At 68.6% G+C, this 23,884-nt stretch carries 33 protein-coding genes; all 33 read right to left on the bottom strand.

Annotated features, from left to right (window positions below; genetic code table 11):
• Positions 1-46: 46 nt before the first annotated feature.
• Positions 47-415, bottom strand: a complete 369-nt coding sequence (gene rpsM, locus SJ20_RS08195) for a 30S ribosomal protein S13 (protein WP_017487821.1) — start codon at positions 413-415, stop codon at positions 47-49.
• A 274-nt stretch (positions 416-689) separates the two neighbouring features.
• Complete coding sequence (gene rpmJ / locus SJ20_RS11750) at positions 690-803, bottom strand: 50S ribosomal protein L36 (RefSeq protein WP_002857509.1); 114 nt, start codon at positions 801-803, stop codon at positions 690-692.
• Positions 804-838: 35 nt separating this feature from the next.
• Positions 839-1,060, bottom strand: coding sequence for a translation initiation factor IF-1 (gene infA, locus SJ20_RS08190; RefSeq protein ID WP_010080397.1), 222 nt, complete (start codon positions 1,058-1,060; stop codon positions 839-841).
• 204 nt (positions 1,061-1,264) lie between these two features.
• Positions 1,265-2,107, bottom strand: coding sequence for a type I methionyl aminopeptidase (gene map, locus SJ20_RS08185; protein ID WP_036381552.1), 843 nt, complete (start codon positions 2,105-2,107; stop codon positions 1,265-1,267).
• A gap of 4 nt (positions 2,108-2,111) precedes the next feature.
• On the bottom strand, positions 2,112-2,729 hold the full coding sequence (locus SJ20_RS08180; RefSeq protein WP_044659554.1) for an adenylate kinase: 618 nt from the start codon (positions 2,727-2,729) through the stop codon (positions 2,112-2,114).
• Positions 2,730-2,780: 51 nt separating this feature from the next.
• Positions 2,781-4,088 (bottom strand): preprotein translocase subunit SecY, encoded by a 1,308-nt coding sequence (secY, locus tag SJ20_RS08175; protein WP_012751035.1) that lies wholly within the window; start codon positions 4,086-4,088, stop codon positions 2,781-2,783.
• A gap of 165 nt (positions 4,089-4,253) precedes the next feature.
• A complete protein-coding gene (gene rplO, locus SJ20_RS08170) occupies positions 4,254-4,706 on the bottom strand; it encodes a 50S ribosomal protein L15 (protein ID WP_036317776.1) in 453 nt (150 codons plus the stop codon).
• The gene (rpmD, locus tag SJ20_RS08165; protein WP_002857502.1) at positions 4,699-4,923 is read right to left on the bottom strand and encodes a 50S ribosomal protein L30; all 225 of its coding nucleotides are present in this window, start codon (positions 4,921-4,923) and stop codon (positions 4,699-4,701) included. Before rpmD ends, rplO begins: the two co-directional genes overlap by 8 nt.
• A gap of 3 nt (positions 4,924-4,926) precedes the next feature.
• Entirely contained in the window at positions 4,927-5,676 is a 750-nt protein-coding gene (gene rpsE / locus SJ20_RS08160; protein ID WP_044659553.1) for a 30S ribosomal protein S5, read from the bottom strand.
• Complete coding sequence (gene rplR, locus SJ20_RS08155; protein ID WP_044659552.1) at positions 5,673-6,047, bottom strand: 50S ribosomal protein L18; 375 nt, start codon at positions 6,045-6,047, stop codon at positions 5,673-5,675. The genes rpsE and rplR overlap by 4 nt, the downstream gene beginning before the upstream one ends.
• A complete protein-coding gene (gene rplF, locus SJ20_RS08150; protein ID WP_036317775.1) occupies positions 6,047-6,580 on the bottom strand; it encodes a 50S ribosomal protein L6 in 534 nt (177 codons plus the stop codon). Before rplF ends, rplR begins: the two co-directional genes overlap by 1 nt.
• Positions 6,581-6,610: 30 nt before the next feature.
• A complete protein-coding gene (rpsH, locus tag SJ20_RS08145) occupies positions 6,611-7,009 on the bottom strand; it encodes a 30S ribosomal protein S8 (RefSeq protein ID WP_002857494.1) in 399 nt (132 codons plus the stop codon).
• Between the two features lie 73 nt (positions 7,010-7,082).
• Positions 7,083-7,658: a 50S ribosomal protein L5 gene (gene rplE / locus SJ20_RS08140; RefSeq protein ID WP_036317773.1), complete on the bottom strand. Its 576-nt coding sequence runs from the start codon at positions 7,656-7,658 to the stop codon at positions 7,083-7,085.
• Entirely contained in the window at positions 7,658-7,999 is a 342-nt protein-coding gene (gene rplX / locus SJ20_RS08135) for a 50S ribosomal protein L24 (RefSeq protein WP_036317770.1), read from the bottom strand. The genes rplE and rplX overlap by 1 nt, the downstream gene beginning before the upstream one ends.
• Positions 8,000-8,003: 4 nt before the next feature.
• The gene (gene rplN, locus SJ20_RS08130; RefSeq protein WP_002857487.1) at positions 8,004-8,372 is read right to left on the bottom strand and encodes a 50S ribosomal protein L14; all 369 of its coding nucleotides are present in this window, start codon (positions 8,370-8,372) and stop codon (positions 8,004-8,006) included.
• A 342-nt stretch (positions 8,373-8,714) separates the two neighbouring features.
• Positions 8,715-8,996 (bottom strand): 30S ribosomal protein S17, encoded by a 282-nt coding sequence (gene rpsQ, locus SJ20_RS08125; RefSeq protein WP_036317768.1) that lies wholly within the window; start codon positions 8,994-8,996, stop codon positions 8,715-8,717.
• Positions 8,993-9,262: a 50S ribosomal protein L29 gene (gene rpmC, locus SJ20_RS08120; protein WP_036317766.1), complete on the bottom strand. Its 270-nt coding sequence runs from the start codon at positions 9,260-9,262 to the stop codon at positions 8,993-8,995. Before rpmC ends, rpsQ begins: the two co-directional genes overlap by 4 nt.
• A 4-nt stretch (positions 9,263-9,266) precedes the next feature.
• Positions 9,267-9,683 (bottom strand): 50S ribosomal protein L16, encoded by a 417-nt coding sequence (gene rplP, locus SJ20_RS08115; protein ID WP_036317764.1) that lies wholly within the window; start codon positions 9,681-9,683, stop codon positions 9,267-9,269.
• On the bottom strand, positions 9,683-10,501 hold the full coding sequence (gene rpsC / locus SJ20_RS08110) for a 30S ribosomal protein S3 (RefSeq protein ID WP_002857479.1): 819 nt from the start codon (positions 10,499-10,501) through the stop codon (positions 9,683-9,685). The genes rplP and rpsC overlap by 1 nt, the downstream gene beginning before the upstream one ends.
• 2 nt (positions 10,502-10,503) lie before the next feature.
• A complete protein-coding gene (rplV, locus tag SJ20_RS08105; protein WP_017487837.1) occupies positions 10,504-10,869 on the bottom strand; it encodes a 50S ribosomal protein L22 in 366 nt (121 codons plus the stop codon).
• 51 nt (positions 10,870-10,920) lie between these two features.
• Positions 10,921-11,202 carry a 30S ribosomal protein S19 gene (gene rpsS / locus SJ20_RS08100; protein ID WP_002857475.1) on the bottom strand — a complete coding sequence of 94 codons (282 nt, stop codon included), beginning with the start codon at positions 11,200-11,202 and terminating at the stop codon, positions 10,921-10,923.
• 15 nt (positions 11,203-11,217) lie between these two features.
• Positions 11,218-12,057 carry a 50S ribosomal protein L2 gene (gene rplB / locus SJ20_RS08095; RefSeq protein WP_010080386.1) on the bottom strand — a complete coding sequence of 280 codons (840 nt, stop codon included), beginning with the start codon at positions 12,055-12,057 and terminating at the stop codon, positions 11,218-11,220.
• 37 nt (positions 12,058-12,094) lie between these two features.
• Positions 12,095-12,400 carry a 50S ribosomal protein L23 gene (rplW, locus tag SJ20_RS08090; RefSeq protein ID WP_002857471.1) on the bottom strand — a complete coding sequence of 102 codons (306 nt, stop codon included), beginning with the start codon at positions 12,398-12,400 and terminating at the stop codon, positions 12,095-12,097.
• Entirely contained in the window at positions 12,397-13,032 is a 636-nt protein-coding gene (rplD, locus tag SJ20_RS08085; protein WP_041103272.1) for a 50S ribosomal protein L4, read from the bottom strand. The genes rplW and rplD overlap by 4 nt, the downstream gene beginning before the upstream one ends.
• 4 nt (positions 13,033-13,036) lie before the next feature.
• Positions 13,037-13,687, bottom strand: a complete 651-nt coding sequence (rplC, locus tag SJ20_RS08080) for a 50S ribosomal protein L3 (RefSeq protein WP_036317759.1) — start codon at positions 13,685-13,687, stop codon at positions 13,037-13,039.
• Positions 13,688-13,707: 20 nt separating this feature from the next.
• Positions 13,708-14,016: a 30S ribosomal protein S10 gene (rpsJ, locus tag SJ20_RS08075; protein WP_002857463.1), complete on the bottom strand. Its 309-nt coding sequence runs from the start codon at positions 14,014-14,016 to the stop codon at positions 13,708-13,710.
• A 326-nt stretch (positions 14,017-14,342) separates the two neighbouring features.
• Positions 14,343-14,810: a DUF3817 domain-containing protein gene (locus SJ20_RS08070; RefSeq protein WP_041103558.1), complete on the bottom strand. Its 468-nt coding sequence runs from the start codon at positions 14,808-14,810 to the stop codon at positions 14,343-14,345.
• Positions 14,807-14,947, bottom strand: a complete 141-nt coding sequence (locus tag SJ20_RS12020) for a hypothetical protein (RefSeq protein ID WP_162833779.1) — start codon at positions 14,945-14,947, stop codon at positions 14,807-14,809. Before SJ20_RS12020 ends, SJ20_RS08070 begins: the two co-directional genes overlap by 4 nt.
• A 128-nt stretch (positions 14,948-15,075) precedes the next feature.
• Complete coding sequence (gene tuf / locus SJ20_RS08065) at positions 15,076-16,266, bottom strand: elongation factor Tu (RefSeq protein WP_036317754.1); 1,191 nt, start codon at positions 16,264-16,266, stop codon at positions 15,076-15,078.
• Between the two features lie 281 nt (positions 16,267-16,547).
• Positions 16,548-18,662 (bottom strand): elongation factor G, encoded by a 2,115-nt coding sequence (gene fusA, locus SJ20_RS08060; RefSeq protein WP_036381535.1) that lies wholly within the window; start codon positions 18,660-18,662, stop codon positions 16,548-16,550.
• A 118-nt stretch (positions 18,663-18,780) separates the two neighbouring features.
• Positions 18,781-19,251 (bottom strand): 30S ribosomal protein S7, encoded by a 471-nt coding sequence (gene rpsG, locus SJ20_RS08055; RefSeq protein ID WP_010080379.1) that lies wholly within the window; start codon positions 19,249-19,251, stop codon positions 18,781-18,783.
• Positions 19,251-19,625 carry a 30S ribosomal protein S12 gene (gene rpsL, locus SJ20_RS08050; RefSeq protein WP_002854787.1) on the bottom strand — a complete coding sequence of 125 codons (375 nt, stop codon included), beginning with the start codon at positions 19,623-19,625 and terminating at the stop codon, positions 19,251-19,253. Before rpsL ends, rpsG begins: the two co-directional genes overlap by 1 nt.
• A gap of 310 nt (positions 19,626-19,935) precedes the next feature.
• Positions 19,936-23,832, bottom strand: a complete 3,897-nt coding sequence (locus tag SJ20_RS08045; RefSeq protein ID WP_036317751.1) for a DNA-directed RNA polymerase subunit beta' — start codon at positions 23,830-23,832, stop codon at positions 19,936-19,938.
• Positions 23,833-23,884 lie beyond the last annotated feature (52 nt).

Below are 23,884 nucleotides of genomic sequence, written 5' to 3'. Positions count from 1 at the left end.
GCGGGCGGGGCGTCCGGACGTGGACGCGGTCACCGCCGGTGCAGGATCACTTCTTCTTGCCGGCGACCGTCTTCTTGGGGCCCTTGCGGGTACGGGCGTTGGTCTTCGTGCGCTGGCCGCGCACCGGCAGGCCGCGGCGGTGGCGCAGGCCCTCGTAGGAGCCGATCTCCACCTTGCGACGGATGTCGGCGGCCACCTCGCGGCGGAGGTCGCCCTCCACCTTGTAGCTGCCCTCGATGTGGTCGCGCAGCTGCACCAGCTGCTCGTCGGAGAGGTCCTTCACGCGGATGTTCGGGTCGATGCCCGTGGCGGCGAGGGTCTCCTCAGCGCGGGTCTTGCCCACACCGTAGATGTACGTGAGTGCGATGATCACGCGCTTCTCGCGCGGAATGTCAACGCCTGCAAGACGAGCCATGTGGCCGTCCTCCTGTTCTTCTGCAGCAGGGGTCTGCACCAGGGACGTCCCGCACGACGCGGCACTGGGCCTCGCGGACCCGTCGTCGCGGCGCCGGGGAAGATCCGGCGTGCTCCGCGGCGGGCGTCCGCCGTCGTCGGTCTCCGGCCCCTGCGGCCGGAGGTGGGGGCCCTCCCCTCACGGGGTGGACCGCTGTCCCTGCTGTTCGGCCCGATGGCCGGTGGGTGGTGTGGTCAACGCGACGGCGTCGCTCCCCGGGCTCCCGGGGAGGCGATCAGCCCTGGCGCTGCTTGTGGCGCGGGTTCGAGCAGATCACCAGCACGCGGCCCTTACGGCGCACGACCTGGCACTTGTCACAAATCCGCTTCACGCTCGGCTGAACCTTCACGGCTCTTCCTCCTGCGCTCGCTTGGACGGGGGTTCTTACTTGTATCGGTACACGATCCGACCCCGGTTGAGGTCGTACGGGCTAAGCTCCACCACGACGCGATCCTCGGGGAGGATGCGGATGTAGTGCTGACGCATCTTTCCGGAGATCGTGGCGAGCACGACGTGCTCGTTCTGCAGACGGACCCGGAACATCGCGTTCGGCAATGCCTCCGACACCGTGCCCTCGACCTCGATGACACCTTCCTTCTTAGCCATGTCCTCCACAATCGTCATGCCCCGGGCACGGCCGCGGAGGGCCGGGTGACGGGGCGGGAACGGGTCTGCTCGCCGGCGCACACGAGTGCGCGCACACGAACAACGTTCGACGATACCGCATTCTCGGTCTGAGAACCAGCACAGACGACGACGGCCGCCCGGTCCGCCGGACGGGCGGGACGGACGGCCGACAGCTCGGGCCGCTCACTCCCCCGGCGGGACCGGGACCACGCCGAACCGGGCGAGCTCGGAGGCGCCGCCGTCGGGCGCGGTGAGCACCCACACACCGCCGTCGTGCCGGCAGACCGAGTGCTCCCACTGGCTGGCGCGGGCGCCGTCGAGGGTCACCACGGTCCAGTCGTCCGCGAGCACCTTCGTGTCGATGGAGCCACGCACCAGCATCGGCTCGATGGCGAGTGCCAGACCGGGGCGGATCTTGGGCCCCCGGTGGCCGGTGCGGTAGTTGAACACGTCCGGCGGCAGGTGCATGGCCGAGCCGATGCCGTGCCCCACGTACTCCTCGAGGATGCCGAGCTCCTCGCCCGGCTGCGCGGAGACGAAGTCGTCGATGGCGTCCCCGATGTCCCCGACGTGGGTGGCGGAGGCGAAGGCCGCGATGCCGACCCAGAGCGCCTCCCGCGTGATCGCCGAGAGGCGCTCGTCGGCCGGGTCCGCGGTGCCGGCCGCGGAGGAGCCCAGGATCACCGTGCGGGCCGAGTCGGCGTGCCAGCCGTCCACGATCGCGCCCCCGTCGACCTTCAGCACGTCGCCGGTCTGCAGGACCCGGTCCCCGGGGATGCCGTGCACGACCTCGTCGTTGACCGAGGTGCAGATCGAGGCCGGGAAGTCGTAGTAGCCCAGGAAGTTGGACGTGGCACCGCGCTCGGCCAGCACGCCCGCGAACACGGCGTCCAGCTCCGCGGTGGTGACGCCCGGCGCGGCCGCGGCCAGCGTGGCGTCCAACGCCTCGGACAGGACCACCCCCGCGCGCTGCATGGCCTGCAGCTGGGGGGCGGTCTTGAGCTCGAGCGAGCGGCGGCCGATCACGGGGTCAGGACTCCGCGCCCGGCTGGATCACGGGCAGGGAGCCCGTGGCTGCGCGCACGGAGTACACGGCCTGCAGCAGGCGCTCGGTGACGTCGTCGATCTGCCCGGTGCCGTCCACGCGGGCGACGATGCCGCGCTCCACGTACTCCTGGATGACGGACTCGGTCTCGCGGTGGTACAGGTCCAGGCGGTGCTCGATGACCTCCTGGGTGTCGTCCGCGCGGCCCTCGATCTCGGCACGCTTGAGCAGGCGCTCCACGAGCTCCTCGTCGGGCACCTCCAGCTCGACGACGGCGGACAGCGACAGGCCGGCCTCGGCGAGCATGGCGTCCAGCGCCTCGACCTGGCCCTTCGTGCGCGGGTAGCCGTCCAGCAGGAAGCCGTGCTCCGCATCGGCCTGGGCGATGCGGTCCGCGACCATGCGGTTCGTGACCTCATCGGGGACGAAGTCGCCGTTGTCGATGTACTTCTTGGCCTCGACGCCGAGCGGCGTCATCGACTTCACGTTGTGGCGGAAGATGTCACCGGTGGAGATCGGGACGATCCCCAGCTTGTCGGCGATCCGGGCGGCCTGGGTGCCCTTGCCGGAACCGGGAGGGCCCATGAGCAGCATGCGGGTCATCGTGTGTTCCTCACTGTCGATACGGACGGCGTTGCGGGATCGGGTCGGGGCTCAGCGCAGCAGGCCCTCGTAGTGGCGCTGCTCCATCTGTGCGCTGACCTGCTTCACGGTCTGGAGGCCGACGCCCACCATGATGAGGATGGACGTGCCGCCGAGCGGGAAGTTCTGGCTGGTGCCGATCACCGCGAAGGCGATCAGCGGGATCATGGCCACGATACCGAGGTAGAGGGCACCCACGAACGTGATGCGGCTGATGACGTACTGCAGGTAACGCTCGGTGGGCCGGCCGGCGCGGACGCCGGGGATGAAGCCGCCGTAGCGCTTCATGTTGTCCGAGATCTCCACCGGGTTGAACGTGATGGACACGTAGAAGTACGTGAAGCCGATGATGAGCAGGAAGTACAGGGCCATGTACACCGGGTGGTCACCGGAGCCGAAGTACCGGCTCAGCCACGTGATCCACGGGGCCGGCGCACTGCCGTCCTGCGGCGTGTTGAACTGGATGAGGATGCCCGGGAGCATCAGCACGGAGGAGGCGAAGATGACCGGGATGACGTTGGCCATGTTCACCTTGACCGGGATGTAGGTGCTCGACCCGCCCACGGTCCGTGAGCCGATCTGCCGCTTGGCGTACTGGACCGGGATCCGGCGCTGCGACTCCTCCACGAAGACGATGGCCAGCATGGTGAGCAGGCCGATCCCCATGACGATCGCGAACACGCGCCAGCCCTGCGTCTGGACCACCTGGCCGAGGCCGGCCGGGAAGCCCGCCGCGATGGAGGTGAAGATCAGCAGGGACATGCCGTTGCCCACGCCGTTCTCGGTGATCCGCTCGCCGAACCACATGACGATGAGACAGCCGGTGGTCAGGGCGATGACCACGAGCAGCACCGTGAGGATGGAGCCGTCGCGCAGCAGCGGCAGGCTGCATCCGAGCAGCGCCCCGGTGCGGGCCAGCGAGGCCATCGTGGTCGCCTGCAGCAGGGCGAGGGCGAGGGTCAGGTAACGGGTGTACTGCGTCAGCGTCGCCTGGCCCTGCGGGCCCTCCTGGTGGAGCTGCTCGAAGCGCGGGATCACCACGCGCAGCAGCTGCACGATGATCGACGCCGTGATGTAGGGCATGATGCCGAGCGCGAAGACGGACACCTGCAGGAGCGCCCCGCCCGAGAACATGTTCACGAAGGAGTACAGGCCGCCCTGGGCGTTGCCCGCCGCGAGGCACTGCTGCACCGCCGGGTAGTCCACCCCGGGGGCCGGCACGAAGGCGCCCATCCGGTAGACGGCGATGAGCCCGAGCGTGAAGGCGATCTTCCGCAACAGGTCAGGCGTCCGGACGATCCGGGCGATGGCCTTGAGCACGAGTCCTCCTGCGGTGGTCCTGTGGGGCGCGCGCCGGCCGCGGGGCGGGGCACGAGACGGCGGCCACACCGGGGCGGCCGCTGTGCGAGTCTACACGGACGGACCGAGGGCCCTGGCCCGGAGCGGCTGCTCCGGGCCAGGGCCCTCGGTCGATGGGTCGGCGTGTCAGAGGGTCTCGGTGGACCCGCCGGCGGCCTGGATCTTCTCCACGGCGGACGAGGAGAAGGCGTTCGCCTTCACCTGCACGGCCGAGGTGATCTCCCCCGTGCCCAGCACCTTGACGGGCTGGCCGCGACGGACGAGGCCCTTGGACACGAGCGCGTCCACGGTGACCTCACCGCCCTCGGGGAAGTGCGCGGAGAGCTTGTCCAGGTTCACGACCTGGTACTCCGTGCGGAACGGGTTCTTGAAGCCGCGGAGCTTCGGCAGACGCATCTGCAGGGGCAGCTGGCCGCCCTCGAAGCCCGCACGGACCTGGTAACGGGCCTTGGTGCCCTTGGTGCCGCGACCGGCGGTCTTGCCCTTCGACGCCTCACCGCGACCCACACGGGTCTTGGCGGTCTTGGCACCGGGGGCCGGACGCAGGTCGTGGACCTTGATGGCGTCGTTGTCAGCCATTGTTGACCTCCTCCACGGACACCAGGTGCGGCACGGTGTTGACCATGCCGACCGTCACCGCGTCGGCCTTGCGGGTGACCTGGTGGCCGATCCGCTTCAGGCCCAGCGAGCGCAGGGTGTCCCGATGGTTCTGCTTGGAGCCCGTGACGCCGCGGGTCTGGGTGATGACCAGGGTGGCGTCCGAGGGCTGGATGTTCTTGCGGGTGGGCTCAAACACGGCTCACGCACCTGCCTTCGCGCTCTTCTGGGCGCGATCGTTCTCCATGGTGCGCAGCATCGCATGGGGGGCGATCTCGTCCAGGGCCTTGCCGCGGCGGGCGGCGACGGCCTGGGGCTCTTCCAGCTTCTTGAGGGCGTCCACGGTGCCGCGCACGATGTTGATCGCGTTCACGGAGCCCATGGACTTGGACAGCACGTCGTGGATGCCGGCGCACTCGAGCACGGCGCGCACCGGACCGCCGGCGATCACGCCGGTACCCGGGGAGGCCGGGCGGAGCAGCACGACGCCGGCGGCGTCCTCACCCTGCACCAGGTGCGGGATGGTGGAGCCGACGCGGGGGACGCGGAAGAAGGACTTCTTGGCCTCCTCCACGGCCTTCTGGATCGCGGCGGGGACCTCCTTCGCCTTGCCGTAGCCGACGCCGACGGTGCCGTCGCCGTCACCCACCACCACGAGGGCGGTGAAGGAGAAGCGGCGGCCGCCCTTGACGACCTTGGAGACGCGGTTGATGCCCACGACGCGCTCGAGGAACTGGTCCTTCTCGTCGTCCTGGGCGCCACGACGGTTGCGGTCGTCGCGACGGCCGCCACGACGATCGCCGTCACGGCCACCGCGGCCGCCGTCGCGACCGCCGCGGGCACCGGTGGCGCGCTCGGTGGTCTGGCTCGCCGAGCCCGACCCGGTCTCGGAGACGGTGGTCTCGGTGCTCTCGGTCACCTGAGTGTCCTTCTGGTTGATGTTCTCGGTCACAGCTGCAGCCCACCCTCTCGCGCACCGTCGGCCACGGCCGCGACGCGCCCGTGGTACTTGTTGCCGCCGCGGTCGAAGACCACGGCATCGATGCCGGCCGCCTTGGCACGCTCGGCGACGAGCTCGCCCACGCGCTTGGCCTTGGCCGTCTTGTCGCCCTCGAGCGCACGCACGTCGGCCTCCATGGTGGAGGCGTACGCGAGCGTGCGGCTCTGCGTGTCGTCCACGACCTGCACGAACATGTGCCGTGCAGAGCGGTTGACGACGAGGCGGGGACGGACGGTGGTGCCGGAGATCCGCTTGCGCACCCGGAGGTGGCGGCGGGTGCGGGCGTTGAACTTGCCCTTGCCCTTCACCTTCAGAGTAGACATCACTTACCTGCCTTTCCGGCCTTGCGGCGGATCTGCTCGCCCGCGTAGCGCACGCCCTTGCCCTTGTACGGGTCGGGGCGGCGCAGCTTGCGGATGTTGGCGGCGGTCTCGCCGACCTGCTGCTTGTCGATACCGGCGACGGTGACCTTGTTGCCCTCCACCGTGAAGGTGATGCCCTGGGGCGCCTTCACCGGGACGGGGTGGGAGTAGCCCAGGGCGAACTCGAGGTCCTGGCCCTTGGCCTGCACGCGGTAGCCGGTGCCGACGACCTCGAGCTGCTTGGAGAAGCCGTTGGTCACGCCCTCGACCATGTTGCTGATGAGGGTGCGGGTCAGACCGTGCAGGGAGCGGGACTCACGCTCGTCGTCGGGGCGGGCCACGGTGACCTGCCCCTCCTCGAGGGTGACCGTGATGGGCGTGGGCAGCGAGTGCTCGAGCTGGCCCTTGGGGCCCTTCACGGAGACGCGGTCGCCGTCGATGGTCACATCGACGCCGGCGGGGATGGTGATCGGGAGACGTCCGATTCGAGACATGTCAGTTCAGCCTTTCTTCCGTCTTGCCCGTCACCAGACGTAGGCGAGGACTTCTCCGCCCACGCCCTTCTTGGCGGCCTGCTGGTTCGTGAGGAGACCAGAGGAGGTGGACAGGATGGCGATGCCGAGGCCGCCCAGCACGTGGGGCAGGTTCGTGGACTTCGCGTACACGCGCAGGCCCGGCTTGGAGATGCGGCGCAGGCCGGCGATCGCACGCTCACGCTGCGGGCCGAACTTCAGGTCGATGGTCAGCTTCTTGCCGACCTCGGCCTCCTCCTCGCGCCAGTCCTGGATGTAGCCCTCGGCCTTGAGGATCTCGGCGACGCGAGTCTTCAGCTTCGAGGACGGCATGGACACGGTGTCGTGGTAGGCCGAGTTTGCGTTGCGCAGACGGGTCAGCATGTCTGCGACGGGATCGGTCATGGTCATGTGGGCTTCACGCCCTTTCTCGCCGTGGTTTCCGCCACCGGTTCACCGGTGGAGGACCTGTGGCGTGGAGGTCTTACTGGTCGGTCTTGAACGGGAAGCCCAGCGCCTTGAGCAGCGCGCGGCCCTCGTCGTCGTTCTTGGCGGTCGTCACCACGGTGATGTCCATGCCGCGCACGCGGTCGATCTTGTCCTGATCGATCTCGTGGAACACGGTCTGCTCGGACAGGCCGAAGGTGTAGTTGCCGTTGCCGTCGAACTGGCGGTCGGACAGGCCGCGGAAGTCACGGATGCGCGGCAGCGCGAGCGTGACCAGGCGGTCCAGGAACTCCCACATGCGGTCGCCACGGAGCGTGGCGTGCGTGCCGATGGGCATGCCCTCACGCAGCTTGAACTGCGCGATGGACTTGCGGGCCTTGGTGATCATCGGCTTCTGGCCGGTGATGGCGGTGAGGTCGGCGACCGCGCCGTCGATGATCTTGGAGTCCTTGGCGGCCTCGCCGACGCCCATGTTGACGACGACCTTCACGAGACCCGGCACCTGCATGACGTTCCCGTACTGGAACTGCTCCTGCAGGGCGCCGCGGATCTCGTCGCGGTACTTGGTCTTCAGACGCGGGGTGACCTTCTCGGTCTGCTGCACCTCGGTCATCACAGCTCCTTCCCCGAGGCCTTGGCGAAGCGGACCTTCACGGTCTTGCTCACGCCGTCCTTCTCGACGGTCTCGAAGCGGTAGCCCACACGGGTCGGCTTCTTGGTCTCCGGGTCCACCACGGCCACGTTCGAGATGTGGATCGGGGCCTCGACGACCTGCAGGCCGCCCTCGGTGGAACCGTTGTTGTCCTGGCCGGCGCGCAGGTGCTTGGTCACGCGGTTCACGCCCTCGACGAGCACGCGCTCATCCGCCGGGAACACGCGCAGGACCTTGCCCTGCTTGCCCTTGTCCTTGCCACTGATGACCTGGACGAGGTCGTCCTTCTTGATCTTGGCCATGAGGTCAGATCACCTCCGGGGCGAGCGACACGATCTTCATGAACTTCTTGTCACGCAGCTCGCGACCCACGGGGCCGAAGATGCGCGTGCCACGGGGCTCGCCGTCGGTCTTCAGGATGACCGCCGCGTTCTCGTCGAACTTGATGTACGAGCCGTCGGGACGGCGGGACTGCTTGCGGGTGCGGACCACCACGGCCTTGACGACGTCGCCCTTCTTGACGTTGCCGCCGGGGATGGCGTCCTTCACGGTGGCGACGATGGTGTCGCCGATGCCTGCGTAGCGGCGTCCGGAACCGCCGAGAACACGGATGGTCAGGATTTCCTTCGCACCGGTGTTGTCGGCGACCTTGAGCCGCGACTCCTGCTGGATCACTTGTCTCTCCTAGCGTCGCGCCGGTTCTCCCCCACGATGGGCGAGCCTTGCGGAACGGTTGAACGGGCATCCCGGGACGCTTACCCCTCCCCCGAGGCGGGCCGCCCGCCGTCGTCCCCCGGCGACGCGTGTTCAGACAGCGTCGGGGAGGTCGAGAGCGGAGGGGCGCGCAGGGCAGGGCCGAGGCGGATCCGGGATCGGCGTGCGCGGCCCTCGGCACACAGGATGGATGGTCCTGCCAACGAGAGGGCGCACGAATATCAGAGTCTAACGCACAAGGCCGCCCCGTGCCAGTGCACGGGGCGGCCCTCTGCGTCGCCGGCCCTCAGGGGGCCGGGTCGATCACTTGGCGCGCTCGACGATCTCCACCAGACGCCACCGCTTGGAGGCGGACAGCGGGCGGGTCTCGGCGAGGCGGACGCGGTCGCCCACGCCGGCGGTGTTGTCCTCGTCGTGCGCCTTCACGCGCTTCGAGGTCTTCAGCACCTTGCCGTAGAGCGAGTGCTTCTTGCGGTCCTCGACCTCGACGACGATGGTCTTGTCCATCTTGTCGGAGACGACGATGCCACGGAGGGCCTTGCGGTAGCCGCGCTCCTCGGAGACGGCCGGGGTCTGCTCGGTCACTTGGCAGCCTCCTCGTTCTTCTCGGCCTGCGCCTCGGCGGCGACATCGCCGCGGATGCCCAGCTCGCGCTCGCGCAGGATCGTGTAGATGCGCGCGATGTCACGCTTGACGGCCTTCAGCCGGCTGGCGTTGTCCAGCTGACCGGTGGCGGCCTGGAAGCGCAGGTTGAACAGCTCCTCCTTGGAGGACTTCAGGGCCTCCAGCAGGCGGGCGTTGTCCATCCCGTCCAGGGACTCGACGTTCAGATCCTTGGTGCCGATCGCCATGGGATCACTCACCACCCTCTCGACGGATGATACGGGCCTTCAGCGGCAGCTTGTGGATGGCCAGGCGGAGCGCCTCGCGGGCGACGTCCTCCGTGACACCCGACAGCTCGAAGAGCACGCGTCCGGGCTTGACGTTGGCGACCCACCACTCCGGCGAGCCCTTGCCGGAGCCCATGCGGGTCTCGGCGGGCTTCTTGGTGAGCGGACGGTCCGGGTAGATGTTGATCCAGACCTTGCCGCCACGCTTGATGTAGCGGGTCATGGCGATACGGGCGGCCTCGATCTGACGGTTGGTCACATAGGCCGGCGTGAGCGCCTGGATGCCCCACTCGCCGAACGTCACGGTGGTGCCGCCCTTGGCGGCGCCGGAACGCTTGGGGTGGTGCTGCTTGCGGTGCTTGACGCGACGGGGGATCAGCATCAGGCGTTGCCTCCTTCAGCGGGAGCGGCGGCCGGGGTCTCGGCGCCGGCGCCGGCGTTCTCCTGGCGGGGAGCACGCTCGGCGCGATCGTTGCGACGACGACGCTCACCGCCGCCGCGGCGCTCGCCGCCACGGCCACGGCCGGAGGGCTGCGCGGCCTCCTTGGCCGCGAGCTCCTTGGCGGTCAGGTCGCCCTTGTAGATCCAGACCTTCACGCCGATGCGGCCGAAGGTGGTCTTGGCCTCGAACTTGCCGAAGTCGATGTTCGCGCGGAGGGTGTGCAGCGGCACGCGACCCTCGCGGTAGAACTCCGAGCGGCTCATCTCGGCGCCGCCGAGGCGGCCGGAGCACTGGATGCGGATGCCCTGCGCGCCGGCGCGCATGGCGGACTGGATCGCCTTCTTCATCGCGCGGCGGAACGCCACGCGCGAGGCGAGCTGCTCGGCCACACCCTGCGCCACCAGCTGGGCATCGGTCTCGGGGTTCTTGACCTCGAGGATGTTCAGCTGGATCTGCTTGCCGGTGAGCTTCTCGAGCTCACCGCGGATGCGGTCGGCCTCGGCGCCGCGGCGGCCGATCACGATGCCCGGACGCGCGGTGTGGATGTCCACGCGCACGCGGTCACGGGTGCGCTCGATCTCCACCTTGGAGATGCCGGCGCGCTCCATGCCGGTGGTCATCAGCTCGCGGATCTTGACGTCCTCCTTGAGGAAGTCAGCGTAGCGCTGGCCCTCCTTGTGGGAGTCCGCGAACCAGTGCGAGACGTGGTCGGTGGTGATGCCGAGGCGGAACCCGTTGGGGTTGATCTTCTGGCCCATTGTCAGTTCCCACCCTTCTCGTCCTTGGACGCGACGACCACGGTCACGTGGCTCGTGCGCTTGTTGATGCGGTACGCGCGGCCCTGAGCACGGGGCTGGAACCGCTTCATGGTCGGGCCCTCGTCCACGAAGGCCTCGGTGATGTAGAGGGCGTCCTCGTCGAAGGCCTGGCCCTCGCGGTCCGCCTTGACGCGGGCGTTCGCCACCGCGGAGGCCACCAGCTTGTACACCGGCTCCGAAGCGCCCTGCTGGGCGAACTTCAGGATGGCCAGTGCTTCGGTGGCCTGCTTGCCACGGACCAGGTCGACGACGCGCCGGGCCTTCATCGGCGTCACGCGCAGGTGGCGCGCAATTGCCTTGGCTTCCATTGCTTCTCTCTTTCGATTCTCGAGAAGGTCAAGCGTGCTGTGCCCTCAGGCTCAGCGGCGCTTGCCCTTCTTGTCGTCCTTCACGTGGCCGCGGTAGGTCCGGGTCGGGGCGAACTCGCCCAGCTTGTGACCCACCATGGACTCGGTGACGAACACCGGGACGTGCTTGCGTCCGTCGTGGACCGCGATGGTGTGACCCAGCATGTCCGGGATGATCATCGACCGGCGGGACCAGGTCTTGATGACGTTCTTGCTGCCCTTCTCGTTCTCGGCCAGAACCTTCAGGTAGAGGTGCTGATCGACGAAGGGGCCCTTCTTCAGGCTGCGAGGCATGTCTTCCCTGCTCCCTTATCGCTTGTTCTTGCCGGTACGACGGCGACGCACGATGAGCTTGTCGCTTTCCTTGTTCGGACGACGCGTGCGGCCCTCGGGCTTGCCGTTCCGGTTGACGGGGTGACGACCGCCGGAGGTCTTGCCCTCGCCACCGCCGTGCGGGTGGTCGACCGGGTTCATGACGACGCCGCGGACGGTCGGGCGGACGCCCTTCCAGCGCATGCGGCCGGCCTTGCCCCAGTTGATGTTCGACTGCTCGGCGTTGCCGACCTCGCCGATCGTGGCGCGGCAGCGCACGTCGACGTTGCGGATCTCACCGGAGGGCAGGCGCAGCTGGGCGTACTTGCCCTCGCGGGCGACCAGCTGCACGGACGCGCCGGCGGAGCGGGCCATCTTGGCGCCGCCGCCGGGGCGCAGCTCCACCGCGTGGATGGTGGTGCCCACGGGGATGTTGCGCATCGGCAGGTTGTTGCCGGGCTTGATGTCGGCGTTCGGGCCGGCCTCGACCACGTCGCCCTGCTTCAGCTTGGCCGGGGCCAGGATGTAGCGCTTGGCGCCGTCCGCGTAGTGCAGCAGCGCGATGCGGGCGGTGCGGTTCGGGTCGTACTCGATGTGCGCGACGGTGGCGGGCACGCCGTCCTTGTCGTGGCGACGGAAGTCGACCAGGCGGTACTGGCGCTTGTGGCCGCCGCCCTTGTGACGGGTGGTGATGCGACCGGTGTTGTTGCGGCCGCCGGTCTTGTGCAGCGGACGGAGAAGGGACTTCTCCGGCGTGGACCGGGTGATCTCTGCGAAGTCGGCCACGGACGAGCCACGCAGGCCCGGGGTGGTCGGCTTGTACTTACGGATAGCCATGTGTCAGTTCCTCGATTAAGTGGTCTCCGCACGCCGATCAGGCGAGCGGACCTCCGAAGATGTCGATGGTCCCGTCCTTGAGCGTGACGATGGCACGCTTGGTGGACTTGCGCTGGCCCCACCCGAAGCGGGTGCGACGGCGCTTGCCGGAACGGTTCAGGGTGTTGACCGAGGCCACGTCGACGTTGAAGATGCGCTCCACCGCCTGCTTGATCTCGGACTTGTTGGAGCGCGGGTCGACCAGGAAGGTGTACTTGCCCTCGTCGATCAGACCGTAGCTCTTCTCCGACACGACGGGAGCGATGATCACGTCGCGGGGATCCTTGTTGATGGAGCCGCTCACTGGGCATCCTCCTTCTTGGCGCCGGAAGCCTGGGCCACGTACGCCTCGTAGGCCGCCTGGGTGAACACGACGTCGTCGGAGACGAGCACGTCGTAGGTGTTCAGCTGGTCGGCGTACAGGGTGTGGACCGCGGGCAGGTTGCGGGCGGACAGGGCGGCGACGTCGTCGGCCCGGTCGATCACCAGCAGCACGTTCTTGCGGCCGGTGTTCAGGGACGCGAGGCCCGCCTTGGCGGCCTTGGTGGACGGGGTGGTCCCGGACACGAGGGCCTCGATGACGTGGACGCGGCCGTTGCGGGCGCGGTCCGACAGGGCACCGCGCAGGGCGGCGGCCTTCATCTTCTTGGGGGTGCGCTGCGAGTAGTCACGCGGGGTCGGGCCGTGGACGACGCCACCACCGGTCATGTGCGGGGCGCGGATGGAGCCCTGACGTGCGCGGCCGGTGCCCTTCTGCTTGAACGGCTTGCGACCGGCACCGGACACCTCGCCGCGGCGCTTCGTCTTGTGCGTGCCCTGACGGGCGGCGGCGAGCTGGGCGACGACGACCTGGTGCATGAGCGGCACGTTGGACTGCACGTCGAAGAGCTCGGCGGGCAGATCGACCTGGACGGTCTTCACGGAGTTCTCAGCCATGGTCTCAGGCTCCCTTCACGGCGCTGCGGACGAGCACGACCTGGCCCTTGGAGCCGGGCACCGCGCCCTTGATCAGCAGGAGGTTGTTCTCCACGTCGATGCCGTGGAGGGTCAGGTTCATGGTGGTCTGGCGCACGGCGCCCATGCGACCGGGCATGCGCTGGCCCTTGAACACGCGGCCGGGGGTGGACGCGCCGCCCACGGAGCCGGGCTTGCGGTGGTTCTTGTGCTGGCCGTGCGAGGCGCCCACACCGGCGAAGCCGTGGCGCTTCATGGCGCCGGCGAAGCCCTTGCCCTTGGTGGTGCCCACGACGTCGACCTTCTGGCCGGCCTCGAAGACCTCCACGGTCACGTCCTGGCCGAGCGAGTACTCGGCGGCGTCGGCGGTGCGCAGCTCGACGAGGTGGCGACGCGGGGTCACGCCGGCCTTCTCGAAGTGACCGGCCAGGGGCTTGGTCACGCGGCGGGGATCGATCTGGCCGTAGGCGATCTGCACGGCGGTGTAGCCGTCGGTCTCCTCGGAGCGCAGCTGGGTGACGACGTTCGGGTCTGCCTTGACCACGGTCACAGGGATGAGCTTGTTGTCCTCATCCCAGACCTGGGTCATGCCGAGCTTCGTGCCCAGCAGGCCCTTGATGTTCTGGGTGTTGGTCATAGTCTCTCAGCACCTCCCTCTCAGAGCTTGATCTCGATGTTGACGTCCGCGGGCAGGTCCAGTCGCATGAGCGAGTCGACGGCCTTCGGGGTCGGGTCGATGATGTCGATGAGCCGCTTGTGGGTGCGCATCTCGAAATGCTCGCGGCTGTCCTTGTACTTGTGGGGAGAACGGATAACGCAGTACACGTTCTTCTCCGTCGGCAGCGGCACGGGGCCGACCACCGTCGCGCCTGCGCGCGTGACCGTGTCAACGATCTTGCGGGCCGAGACGTCGATGACCTCGTGGTCGTACGACTTCAGCCGGATGCGGATCTTCTGTCCCGCCATGGCGTCACGCCTCTCTCGTCGGGTGTGCTGTTCCTGTCCCTGTGCGGCGGATCGTGCCCGCCTTCTTGTCCTCCACCCGCGCGGGGCGAATCCGGTCGGACCGGGTTCCTCGCCGCCGCCGGACTCCGGTCCACGCGGTCGGGCGTGTCGCATTCCTGGGAGGGCACACGCCTGTGGCGGGTCGGAGTGGTGACGTCACATCTGGGCCGAGCTGCCGCCGCGAGACACACGACGACAGCGCAATGGCGCTTGAGCAACCGAATCAGTATAGACAGAAGCGGGCCCAGTCCGCCAATCGGCGGGCCGGGCCCGGCGGTCCCCCGGGCTCAGCGGCCCCACTCGGTGGGCGGGCCGGCATTGAGTAGCAGGGTGAAGACGACGGCGACCACGGCGACCGCCAGGAGCGCGCTGACCACCGGATGGCGCAGCACCACGACGAGAAGCCGTTCGAGGGGCCCCCGCTCCCCCGGCGCGCGGTCCACGACCTGCCACCGCGACGCCGGCTCGCCGCGCCGCCGCTGGGCCCGCTCGAACGGGACCGTCATGAACGGGACGATCGTCGAACCGAGGCCGAGGAGTCCGCGGGCCACGGGCCACCGCCCATCGATCCACACGGCGACCGTCACCACGAGGTAGCAGAGGAACACGAAGCCGTGGACGCCGCCGGCGATCGGCACCATCCGCTCCGTGACTCCGCCGTACTTGAGGCCCATGGCGATCAGCAGACCGGCCCAGGTGAACATCTCGGCCATCGCCGTGACGGCGAAGAGGCGGCGCGGGCCGGGCAGGCTCATCGCTCCAGCTCCCCGCCGCGGTTCGCGCGCCGGATGCGCCGGGCACGGTCGATCTCGGGACGGAAGGTCCGCAGCGCCCAGCGCACGGCCACGACGGCCACGGCGAGCACCACGATGAGGATGAGCAGTTCAGGCATGCTCCCCAGCCTAGCCGCCGCCGCCGCGCCGTCGTCGGACACGGCGACGCCCCCGCCTCCGGGGGACCCGGAGACGGGGGCGTCGCGCGTCAGCGGCTCAACGGAGCCACGAGACGGGATGCGTCAGATCACTTGGTGATCTTGGTGACGCGGCCGGAGCCCACGGTGCGGCCACCCTCGCGGATGGCGAAGCCGAGGCCCTCCTCCATGGCGATCGGCTGGATGAGCTCGACCGACATCTCGGTGGTGTCGCCGGGCATGACCATCTCGGTGCCCTCGGGCAGCGTGATGACGCCGGTGACGTCGGTGGTGCGGAAGTAGAACTGCGGGCGGTAGTTCGAGTAGAACGGGTTGTGACGGCCACCCTCGTCCTTGGACAGGATGTAGACGTTCGCCTCGAAGTTGGTGTGCGGGGTGATGGAGCCCGGCTCCACCACGACCTGGCCGCGCTCCACGTCGTCGCGCTTCAGGCCGCGCAGCAGCAGACCGCAGTTCTCGCCGGCCCAGGCCTCGTCGAGCTGCTTGTGGAACATCTCGATGCCGGTGACGGTGGTCTTCTGCACGTCGCGGATGCCGACGATCTCGACCTCGGAGTTGATCTTCAGGGTGCCGCGCTCGGCGCGACCGGTCACCACGGTGCCACGACCGGTGATGGTGAAGACGTCCTCGATCGGCATCAGGAACGGCTTGTCCTTGTCGCGGACCGGGTCCGGGATGAACTCGTCCACGGCCTCCATGAGGTCCTCGACGGACTTGACCCACTGGGGGTCGCCCTCGAGGGCCTTCAGACCGGAGGTGCGGATGACCGGGGCCTCGTCGCCGTCGAAGTCCTGGGAGGACAGCAGCTCGCGGACCTCCATCTCGACGAGCTCGAGGAGCTCCTCGTCCTCGACCATGTCCGACTTGTTCAGGGCCACGAGCAGGGCCGGCACGCCGACCTGGCGGGCCAGGAGCACGTGCTCACGGGTCTGGGCCATCGGGCCGTCGGTGGCGGCGACCACGAGGATCGCGCCGTCCATCTGAGCGGCGCCGGTGATCATGTTCTTGATGTAGTCGGCGTGACCGGGGGCGTCCACGTGGGCGTAGTGACGCTTCTCGGTCTGGTACTCCACGTGGGAGATGTTGATGGTGATGCCGCGCTGACGCTCCTCGGGGGCGGAGTCGATCGTCGCGAAGTCACGGGCCTCGTTCAGGTCCGGGTACTTGTCGTACAGGACCTTCGAGATGGCGGCGGTCAGCGTGGTCTTGCCGTGGTCAACGTGGCCGATGGTGCCGATGTTGACGTGCGGCTTCGTCCGCTCGAACTTTGCCTTTGCCACTAGTTCCTCCTAAGAACTGGTTCATCGTCAAGAAGACTGCTCAGCCGCCTGCGACGTGCTGACAACTTGACTGAGTCTACTCGGATGGTGCGGGGTTGGGGAAATCCCGGCCTCACGAGGGCCAGTCCGGTTCCAGGCCGTCGGGACCGCCGGAAGCGGACCGGACCTGACCCGTCCTGATCGCGGACCGCCGCGCCGGGGAGGGCGGTCCGGTCGCCCCGGGCCGGCCGCGGCTGCGGCGGCCGACCCGGGGCAGGTCGTTCAGAGCAGGTGACCTGCGGTCACTCGCCCTGGGACTTCTGGATGATCTCGTCCGCCACGGCCTTGGGGACCTCGGCGTAGGAGTGGAAGGTCATCGAGTACACCGCGCGGCCCTGCGTCTTGGAGCGCAGGTCGCCGATGTAGCCGAACATCTCCGACAGCGGCACGAGGGCGTTGACCACCTTCACGCCGGTGGCGTCCTCCATGGACTGGATCTGGCCGCGGCGGGAGTTCAGGTCGCCGATGACGTCGCCCATGAACTCCTCGGGGGTGCGGACCTCCACGGCCATCAGCGGCTCGAGGATGATCGGGTTGGCCTTGCGGACACCCTCCTTGAAGGCCTGGGAGCCGGCGATCTTGAACGCCATCTCCGAGGAGTCGACGTCGTGGTACGCGCCGTCGAGCAGGGTGGCCTTCACGCCGACCATCGGGTAGCCGGCCAGCACGCCGAACTGCATGGCGTCCTGGATGCCCGCGTCCACCGAGGGGATGTACTCGCGGGGCACGCGACCGCCGGTGACGGCGTTCTCGAACTCGTAGACCTCGCCCTCGGCGGTGTCCAGGGGCTCGAAGGACAGCTGCACCTTGGCGAACTGGCCGGAGCCGCCGGTCTGCTTCTTGTGCGTGTAGTCGACCTTGTCGACCTTGCGCTTGATGGTCTCGCGGTACGCGACCTGGGGCTTGCCCACGTTGGCCTCGACCTTGAACTCGCGCTTCATACGGTCCACGAACACGTCCAGGTGGAGCTCGCCCATGCCGCCGATCTCGGTCTGGCCGGTCTCCTCGTTGAGGTTCACGCGGAACGTGGGGTCCTCGGCGACGAGCTTCTGGATGGCGGTGGAGAGCTTCTCCTGGTCACCCTTGGTCTTCGGCTCGATGGCCACGGAGATCACGGGCTCCGGGAAGGTCATCGACTCGAGGATGATCGGGTTCGCGGGATCGCACAGGGTGTCGCCCGTGGTGGTGTCCTTGAGGCCGATCACGGCGTAGATGTGGCCGGCGACCACCTCGTCCACCGGGTTCTCCTTGTTGGCGTGCATCTGGAACAGCTTGCCGATGCGCTCCTTCTTGCCCTTGGTGGCGTTGAGGATCTGCGCACCGGACTCCAGGCGGCCGGAGTACACGCGGATGAAGGTCAGCGTGCCGAAGAAGGGGTGCGTGGCGATCTTGAAGGCGAGCGCCGAGAACGGGGCCTCCTTCGACGCCTCGCGCTCCAGCACCTCCTCCTCGTCGTTCACGGCGTGGCCCTTGACGGAGCCGGCGTCCAGCGGGTTCGGCAGGTAGGCGACCACGGCGTCCAGCATCGGCTGCACGCCACGGTTCTTGAACGCGGAGCCGCAGAACACCGGGTAGGCCTCGGCGTTCACGGTCAGCTGGCGCACGCCGGCCTGGATCTCCTCGACGGTGAGCTCCTCGCCCTCGAGGTACTTCTCCATGAGCTCCTCGGAGGTCTCGGCGACGGCCTCGACGAGCTCGTTGCGGTACTCCTCGGCCTTCTCCTGGAGCTCGGCGGGGATCTCGCGGGTCTCATAGGAGGCGCCCATGGTGACGTCGCCCTTGGCGTCACCCGGCCACACGAAGGCCTTCATGGAGAGCAGGTCGACGACGCCCACGAAGTCGTTCTCGGCGCCGATCGGCAGCTGCATCACGAGCGGACGCGCGCCGAGGCGCTTCACGATGGTGTCGACGGTGAAGTAGAAGTCCGCGCCCAGCTTGTCCATCTTGTTGACGAAGCAGATGCGCGGGACGTTGTACTTGTCCGCCTGGCGCCACACGGTCTCCGACTGGGGCTCCACGCCCTCCTTGCCGTCGAACACGGCGACGGCGCCGTCGAGCACGCGCAGCGAGCGCTCCACCTCGACCGTGAAGTCCACGTGGCCGGGGGTGTCGATGATGTTGATCTGGTGGTCGTTCCAGAAGCAGGTCACCGCGGCGGAGGTGATGGTGATGCCGCGCTCCTTCTCCTGCTCCATCCAGTCCGTCGTCGCGCCGCCGTCGTGGGTCTCGCCCAGCTTGTGGTTGACACCCGTGTAGAACAGGATGCGCTCGGTGGTGGTGGTCTTGCCGGCATCGATGTGGGCCATGATGCCGATGTTGCGGACCTTGTGCAGGTCGGTCAGCACGTCCTGTGCCACGGTGTCTCCCTTGGTCGGGTGGAATGGGGGGGCTCGTGAGGTGGATGCGGTGGGTGGCCCGTCCGAGAGGACGCACCTGCGGCCCGAGGCGCGGATCGCGCGCCCCGGGCCACACGGATCACCAGCGGTAGTGGGCGAAGGCCTTGTTGGCCTCGGCCATCTTGTGGGTGTCCTCGCGACGCTTCACGGCGCCGCCCAGGCCGTTCGAGGCGTCCAGGATCTCGTTCATCAGACGCTCGGTCATGGTCTTCTCACGGCGGGCCTTGGAGAAGCCGACCAGCCAGCGCAGGGCCAGGGCCGTGGAGCGGCCCGGCTTGACCTCGACGGGCACCTGGTAGGTGGCGCCGCCGACGCGGCGGGAGCGCACCTCGAGGGCCGGCTTGATGTTGTCCATGGCCTTCTTGAGGGTGGCCACGGGATCGGCGCCGTTCTTGGCACGGGCGCCCTCGAGCGCGCCGTACACGATGCGCTCGGCGGTGGACTTCTTGCCGTCGACGAGCACCTTGTTGATCAGCTGCGTGACCAGCGGGGAGCCGTAGACGGGATCGACGACGAGGGGGCGCTTCGGCGCAGGACCCTTACGAGGCATTACTTCTTCTCCTTCTTGGCGCCGTAGCGGGAGCGGGCCTGGCCGCGGTTCTTCACGCCCTGGGTGTCGAGGGCGCCGCGCACGATCTTGTAGCGCACGCCGGGCAGGTCCTTCACACGACCGCCGCGGACGAGCACGATCGAATGCTCCTGCAGGTTGTGGCCCTCGCCGGGGATGTAGGCCGTGACCTCGATGCCGCCGTTCAGGCGCACACGGGCGACCTTGCGCAGCGCCGAGTTCGGCTTCTTGGGCGTGGTGGTGTACACACGGGTGCACACGCCACGACGCATGGGGTTCCCCTGCAGGGCAGGGGCCTTCGTATTGACGACCTTGGGTGAGCGGCCCTTGCGGACCAGCTGCTGAATCGTAGGCACTCTTCAGCCTTCCTGTGTTTCGGTGATCGCTGACGTGATCGACCGGCGCCCGGGGCGCCGGCTGCTCGTTCCTCTGCTCTGCCTCTCCCTGTGGGGGCTCGCAACGAGCAGACGTCCGCAGGCGTGCAAAAGTGTGGCATCTGCCGCGCAATGACCCCGCGACCCGGACAGCGTCCAATTTGCCACACGAAAAACAATCCTTGACAGCATAGCACGCCCCGGCGCCGTCGACGAGCCGGCCCCGCACGCCAAGGGGCCCGCCGCTCCCCCGCGTGAGCGGCGGAACGGCGGGCCCCCTGGGGGACGGGGATCAGGCGCGGAAGTCGCCCCCGCGGTCGTAGTCGTCCAACGAGACGGCGTGGAAGTCGTTCTCGCCGAGCGACTGGTCCAGACCCGGGTAGTCGAAGTCCGCGAAGCCGGCCGGCGAGGCGAACAGGTTGGCCTTCGCCTCCTCCGTCGGCTCCACGACGGTCTTCGTGTAGCGGTCCAGGCCCGTGCCGGCCGGGATCAGCTTGCCGATGATCACGTTCTCCTTCAGGCCCAGCAGCGGGTCGGACTTGCCCTCCATGGCCGCCTGCGTCAGGACGCGGGTCGTCTCCTGGAAGGACGCGGCCGACAGCCACGAGTCCGTGGCCAGCGAGGCCTTCGTGATGCCCATCAGCTCGTCGCGGCCGGAGGCCGGCTGGCGGCCCTCAGCGACGGCGGCGCGGTTGGCGGCCACGAAGCGCGCCCGGTCCGTGAGCTCGCCCGGCAGCAGGTCGGTGTCACCGGACTCGATGACGGTGATGCGACGCAGCATCTGCCGGACGATGACCTCCACGTGCTTGTCGTGGATGCCCACGCCCTGGGACTGGTACACGTTCTGCACCTCGTCCACGAGGAACCGCTGCGCGGCCCGCGGGCCGAGCACGCGCAGGACCTGCTTCGGGTCCACGGCGCCGGCCACGAGCTGCGTGCCCACCGGCACGTGCTCGCCGTCGGCCACGAGGATGCGCGCACGGCGCAGCACCGGGTAGGCGATCTCCTCGGAGCCGTCGTCCGGCGTGAGCAGCAGGCGCACGGACGCCTCGGTGTCCTCGATGGTCACGCGGCCGGCGACCTCGGAGATCGGGGCCACGCCCTTCGGGGTGCGGGCCTCGAAGAGCTCCTGGATGCGGGGCAGACCCTGCGTGATGTCGTCGGCCGAGGCCACACCGCCGGTGTGGAACGTGCGCATGGTGAGCTGGGTGCCCGGCTCACCGATCGACTGGGCCGCGATGATGCCGACGGCCTCGCCGATGTCCACCAGCTGGCCGGTGGCCATGGAGCGGCCGTAGCACTTCGCGCAGGTGCCCACGGCGGACTCGCAGGTCAGGACCGAGCGGACCTTGATCTCCGTGACGCCGGCGGCCACCAGCTCGCCGATCAGCACGTCGCCCACGTCCGCACCGGCCGAGGCCAGCACCGTGCCGTCCTCGCCCGTGACGTCCTGGGCCAGCGTGCGGGCGAAGGCCGAGTTCTCGACCTGCTCGTGGGCCACCAGCTCGCCGTCGGCGTTCGGGGCGGCGATCGTGACGGACAGGCCGCGCTCGGTGCCGCAGTCGTCCTCGCGGACGATGACGTCCTGGGACACATCGACGAGACGACGGGTCAGGTAGCCCGAGTTCGCGGTCTTCAGCGCGGTGTCCGCGAGGCCCTTGCGGGCGCCGTGGGTGGCGGAGAAGTACTCGAGCACGGACAGGCCCTCGCGGTACGAGGACTTGATCGGACGCGGGATGATCTCACCCTTCGGGTTGGCCACGAGGCCGCGGATGCCCGCGATCTGGCGCACCTGGAGCCAGTTGCCTCGCGCACCGGAGGACACCATGCGGTTGATGGTGTTGAGCTCCGGCAGGCCGTCCTTCATGGCCGCGGCGACCTCGTCGGTGGCCTTGTTCCAGATGTCGATCAGCTCGGAGCGACGCTCGTCGTCCGCGATCAGGCCCTTGTCGTACTGCTGCTGCACGCGCTGGGCCTGCTCCTCGTAGCCCTCCATGATGGCGGCCTTGTCGAAGTCGGAGGTGATGTCCGAGATCGCCACGGTCACACCCGACCAGGTGCCCCAGTGGAAGCCGGCGTCCTTGAGGTTGTCCAGCGTCTGCGCGGTGACGACCATCGGGTAGCGCTCGGCCAGGTCGTTGACCAGCTGACCGAGGGTGCCCTTGGTCGCCTGCTTGTCCAGCCACGGGTAGTCGTCCGGCAGCAGCTCGTTGAACAGCACCTTGCCCAGGGTGGTCTCGATGAGGGCGATCTCGCCCTCGGACCAGCCCTCGGGGGCCGGCACGTCCGCCGACGGCACGAAGCCCTCGACGCCGATCCGCGCGGGCGCGTTCAGGTGCAGGTCGCCGCCGTCGAACGCCATGATGGCCTCGCCGACGGTCGCGTACAGGTTGCCCGCGCCGACCTCGTCCGGACGCACCGTGGTGAGGTGGTTCAGTCCGATGATCATGTCCTGGGCCGGCACGGCGACCGCACGGCCGTCCGAGGGCTTCAGGATGTTGTGGCTCGAGAGCATGAGCAGGCGCGCCTCGGCCTGGGCCTCCGGCGACAGGGGCAGGTGGACCGCCATCTGGTCGCCGTCGAAGTCCGCGTTGAACGCGGAGCAGACCAGCGGGTGCAGCTGCAGGGCCTTGCCTTCCACGAGCTGCGGCTCGAAGGCCTGGATGCCCAGACGGTGCAGGGTGGGGGCGCGGTTCAGCAGGACCGGGTGCTCGGTGATGACCTCCTCGAGCACGTCCCAGACCTGCGGACGGAAGCGCTCCACCATGCGCTTGGCGGACTTGATGTTCTGCGCGTGGTTCAGGTCCACGAGACGCTTCATCACGAACGGCTTGAACAGCTCCAGCGCCATCTGCTTCGGCAGGCCGCACTGGTGCAGCTTGAGCTGGGGACCCACCACGATGACCGAGCGGCCCGAGTAGTCCACGCGCTTGCCGAGCAGGTTCTGACGGAACCGGCCCTGCTTGCCCTTGAGCATGTCGGAGAGTGACTTGAGCGGGCGGTTGCCCGGGCCGGTCACCGGCCGGCCGCGGCGGCCGTTGTCGAACAGCGAGTCCACGGCCTCCTGCAGCATGCGCTTCTCGTTGTTGACGATGATCTCGGGCGCGCCGAGGTCGAGCAGCCGCTTCAGGCGGTTGTTGCGGTTGATCACGCGACGGTACAGGTCGTTGAGGTCGGAGGTCGCGAAGCGGCCGCCGTCCAGCTGCACCATCGGACGCAGCTCCGGCGGGATCACCGGGACGGCGTCCAGGACCATGCCCTCGGGCGAGTTGTCCGTGGTCAGGAACGCGTTGACGACCTTCAGGCGCTTCAGGGCGCGGGTCTTGCGCTGGCCCTTGCCCGTCTTGATGGTCTCACGCAGCATCTCGGACTCGGCCTCGAGGTCGAAGGTCTGCAGGCGACGCTGGATCGCCTCCGCGCCCATCGAGCCCTCGAAGTACTGGCCGTACTTGTCCCGCATGGCGCGGTACAGACCCTCGTCGCCCTCGAGGTCGGCGACCTTGAGGTTCTTGAAGCGGTCCCAGACCTGCTCCTTGCGGTCCAGGTCCGCGTCCGCGCGCTTGCGGATCTGCGCCATGGTCTTGTCCGCGGCGTCGCGGGCCTTCTTCTTCTCGGCGGCCTTGGCGCCCTCGGACTCCAGCTTGGCCAGGTCCTTCTCGAGGTCGGCGGCCACCGCGGCGATGTCGGAGTCACGCTGGTCGGCCAGGACACGGGTCTCCTGGTCGTACTCGGCCTGGAGGTTGGCCAGGTCGCGGTGCCGGGCCTCCTCGTCCACCGAGGTGATCATGTACGCCGCGAAGTAGATGACCTTCTCGAGGTCCTTCGGCGCCAGGTCCAGCAGGTAGCCCAGGCGCGAGGGCACGCCCTTGAAGTACCAGATGTGGGTGACCGGCGCAGCCAGCTCGATGTGGCCCATGCGGTCGCGGCGCACCTTCGAGCGGGTCACCTCGACGCCGCAGCGCTCGCAGATGATGCCCTTGAAGCGCACGCGCTTGTACTTGCCGCACGCGCACTCCCAGTCACGGGTGGGGCCGAAGATCTTCTCGCAGAAGAGTCCGTCCTTCTCCGGCTTCAGGGTGCGGTAGTTGATGGTCTCCGGCTTCTTGACCTCGCCGTAGGACCAGCGGCGGATGTCCTCCGCCGTGGCCAGGCCGATGCGCATCAGGCCGAAAGAGTTGTCAGTGGACATGCTGTTCACGCTCATGCTCCGGTGAACTCCCTTGGTTCAGTGGTTCTCAGGT

The sequence above is a fragment of the Micrococcus sp. MS-ASIII-49 genome (genome assembly GCF_000946635.1).
Lineage (GTDB): Bacteria > Actinomycetota > Actinomycetes > Actinomycetales > Micrococcaceae > Micrococcus > Micrococcus luteus.
This window is presented reverse-complemented; position numbering and strand designations above follow the sequence as displayed.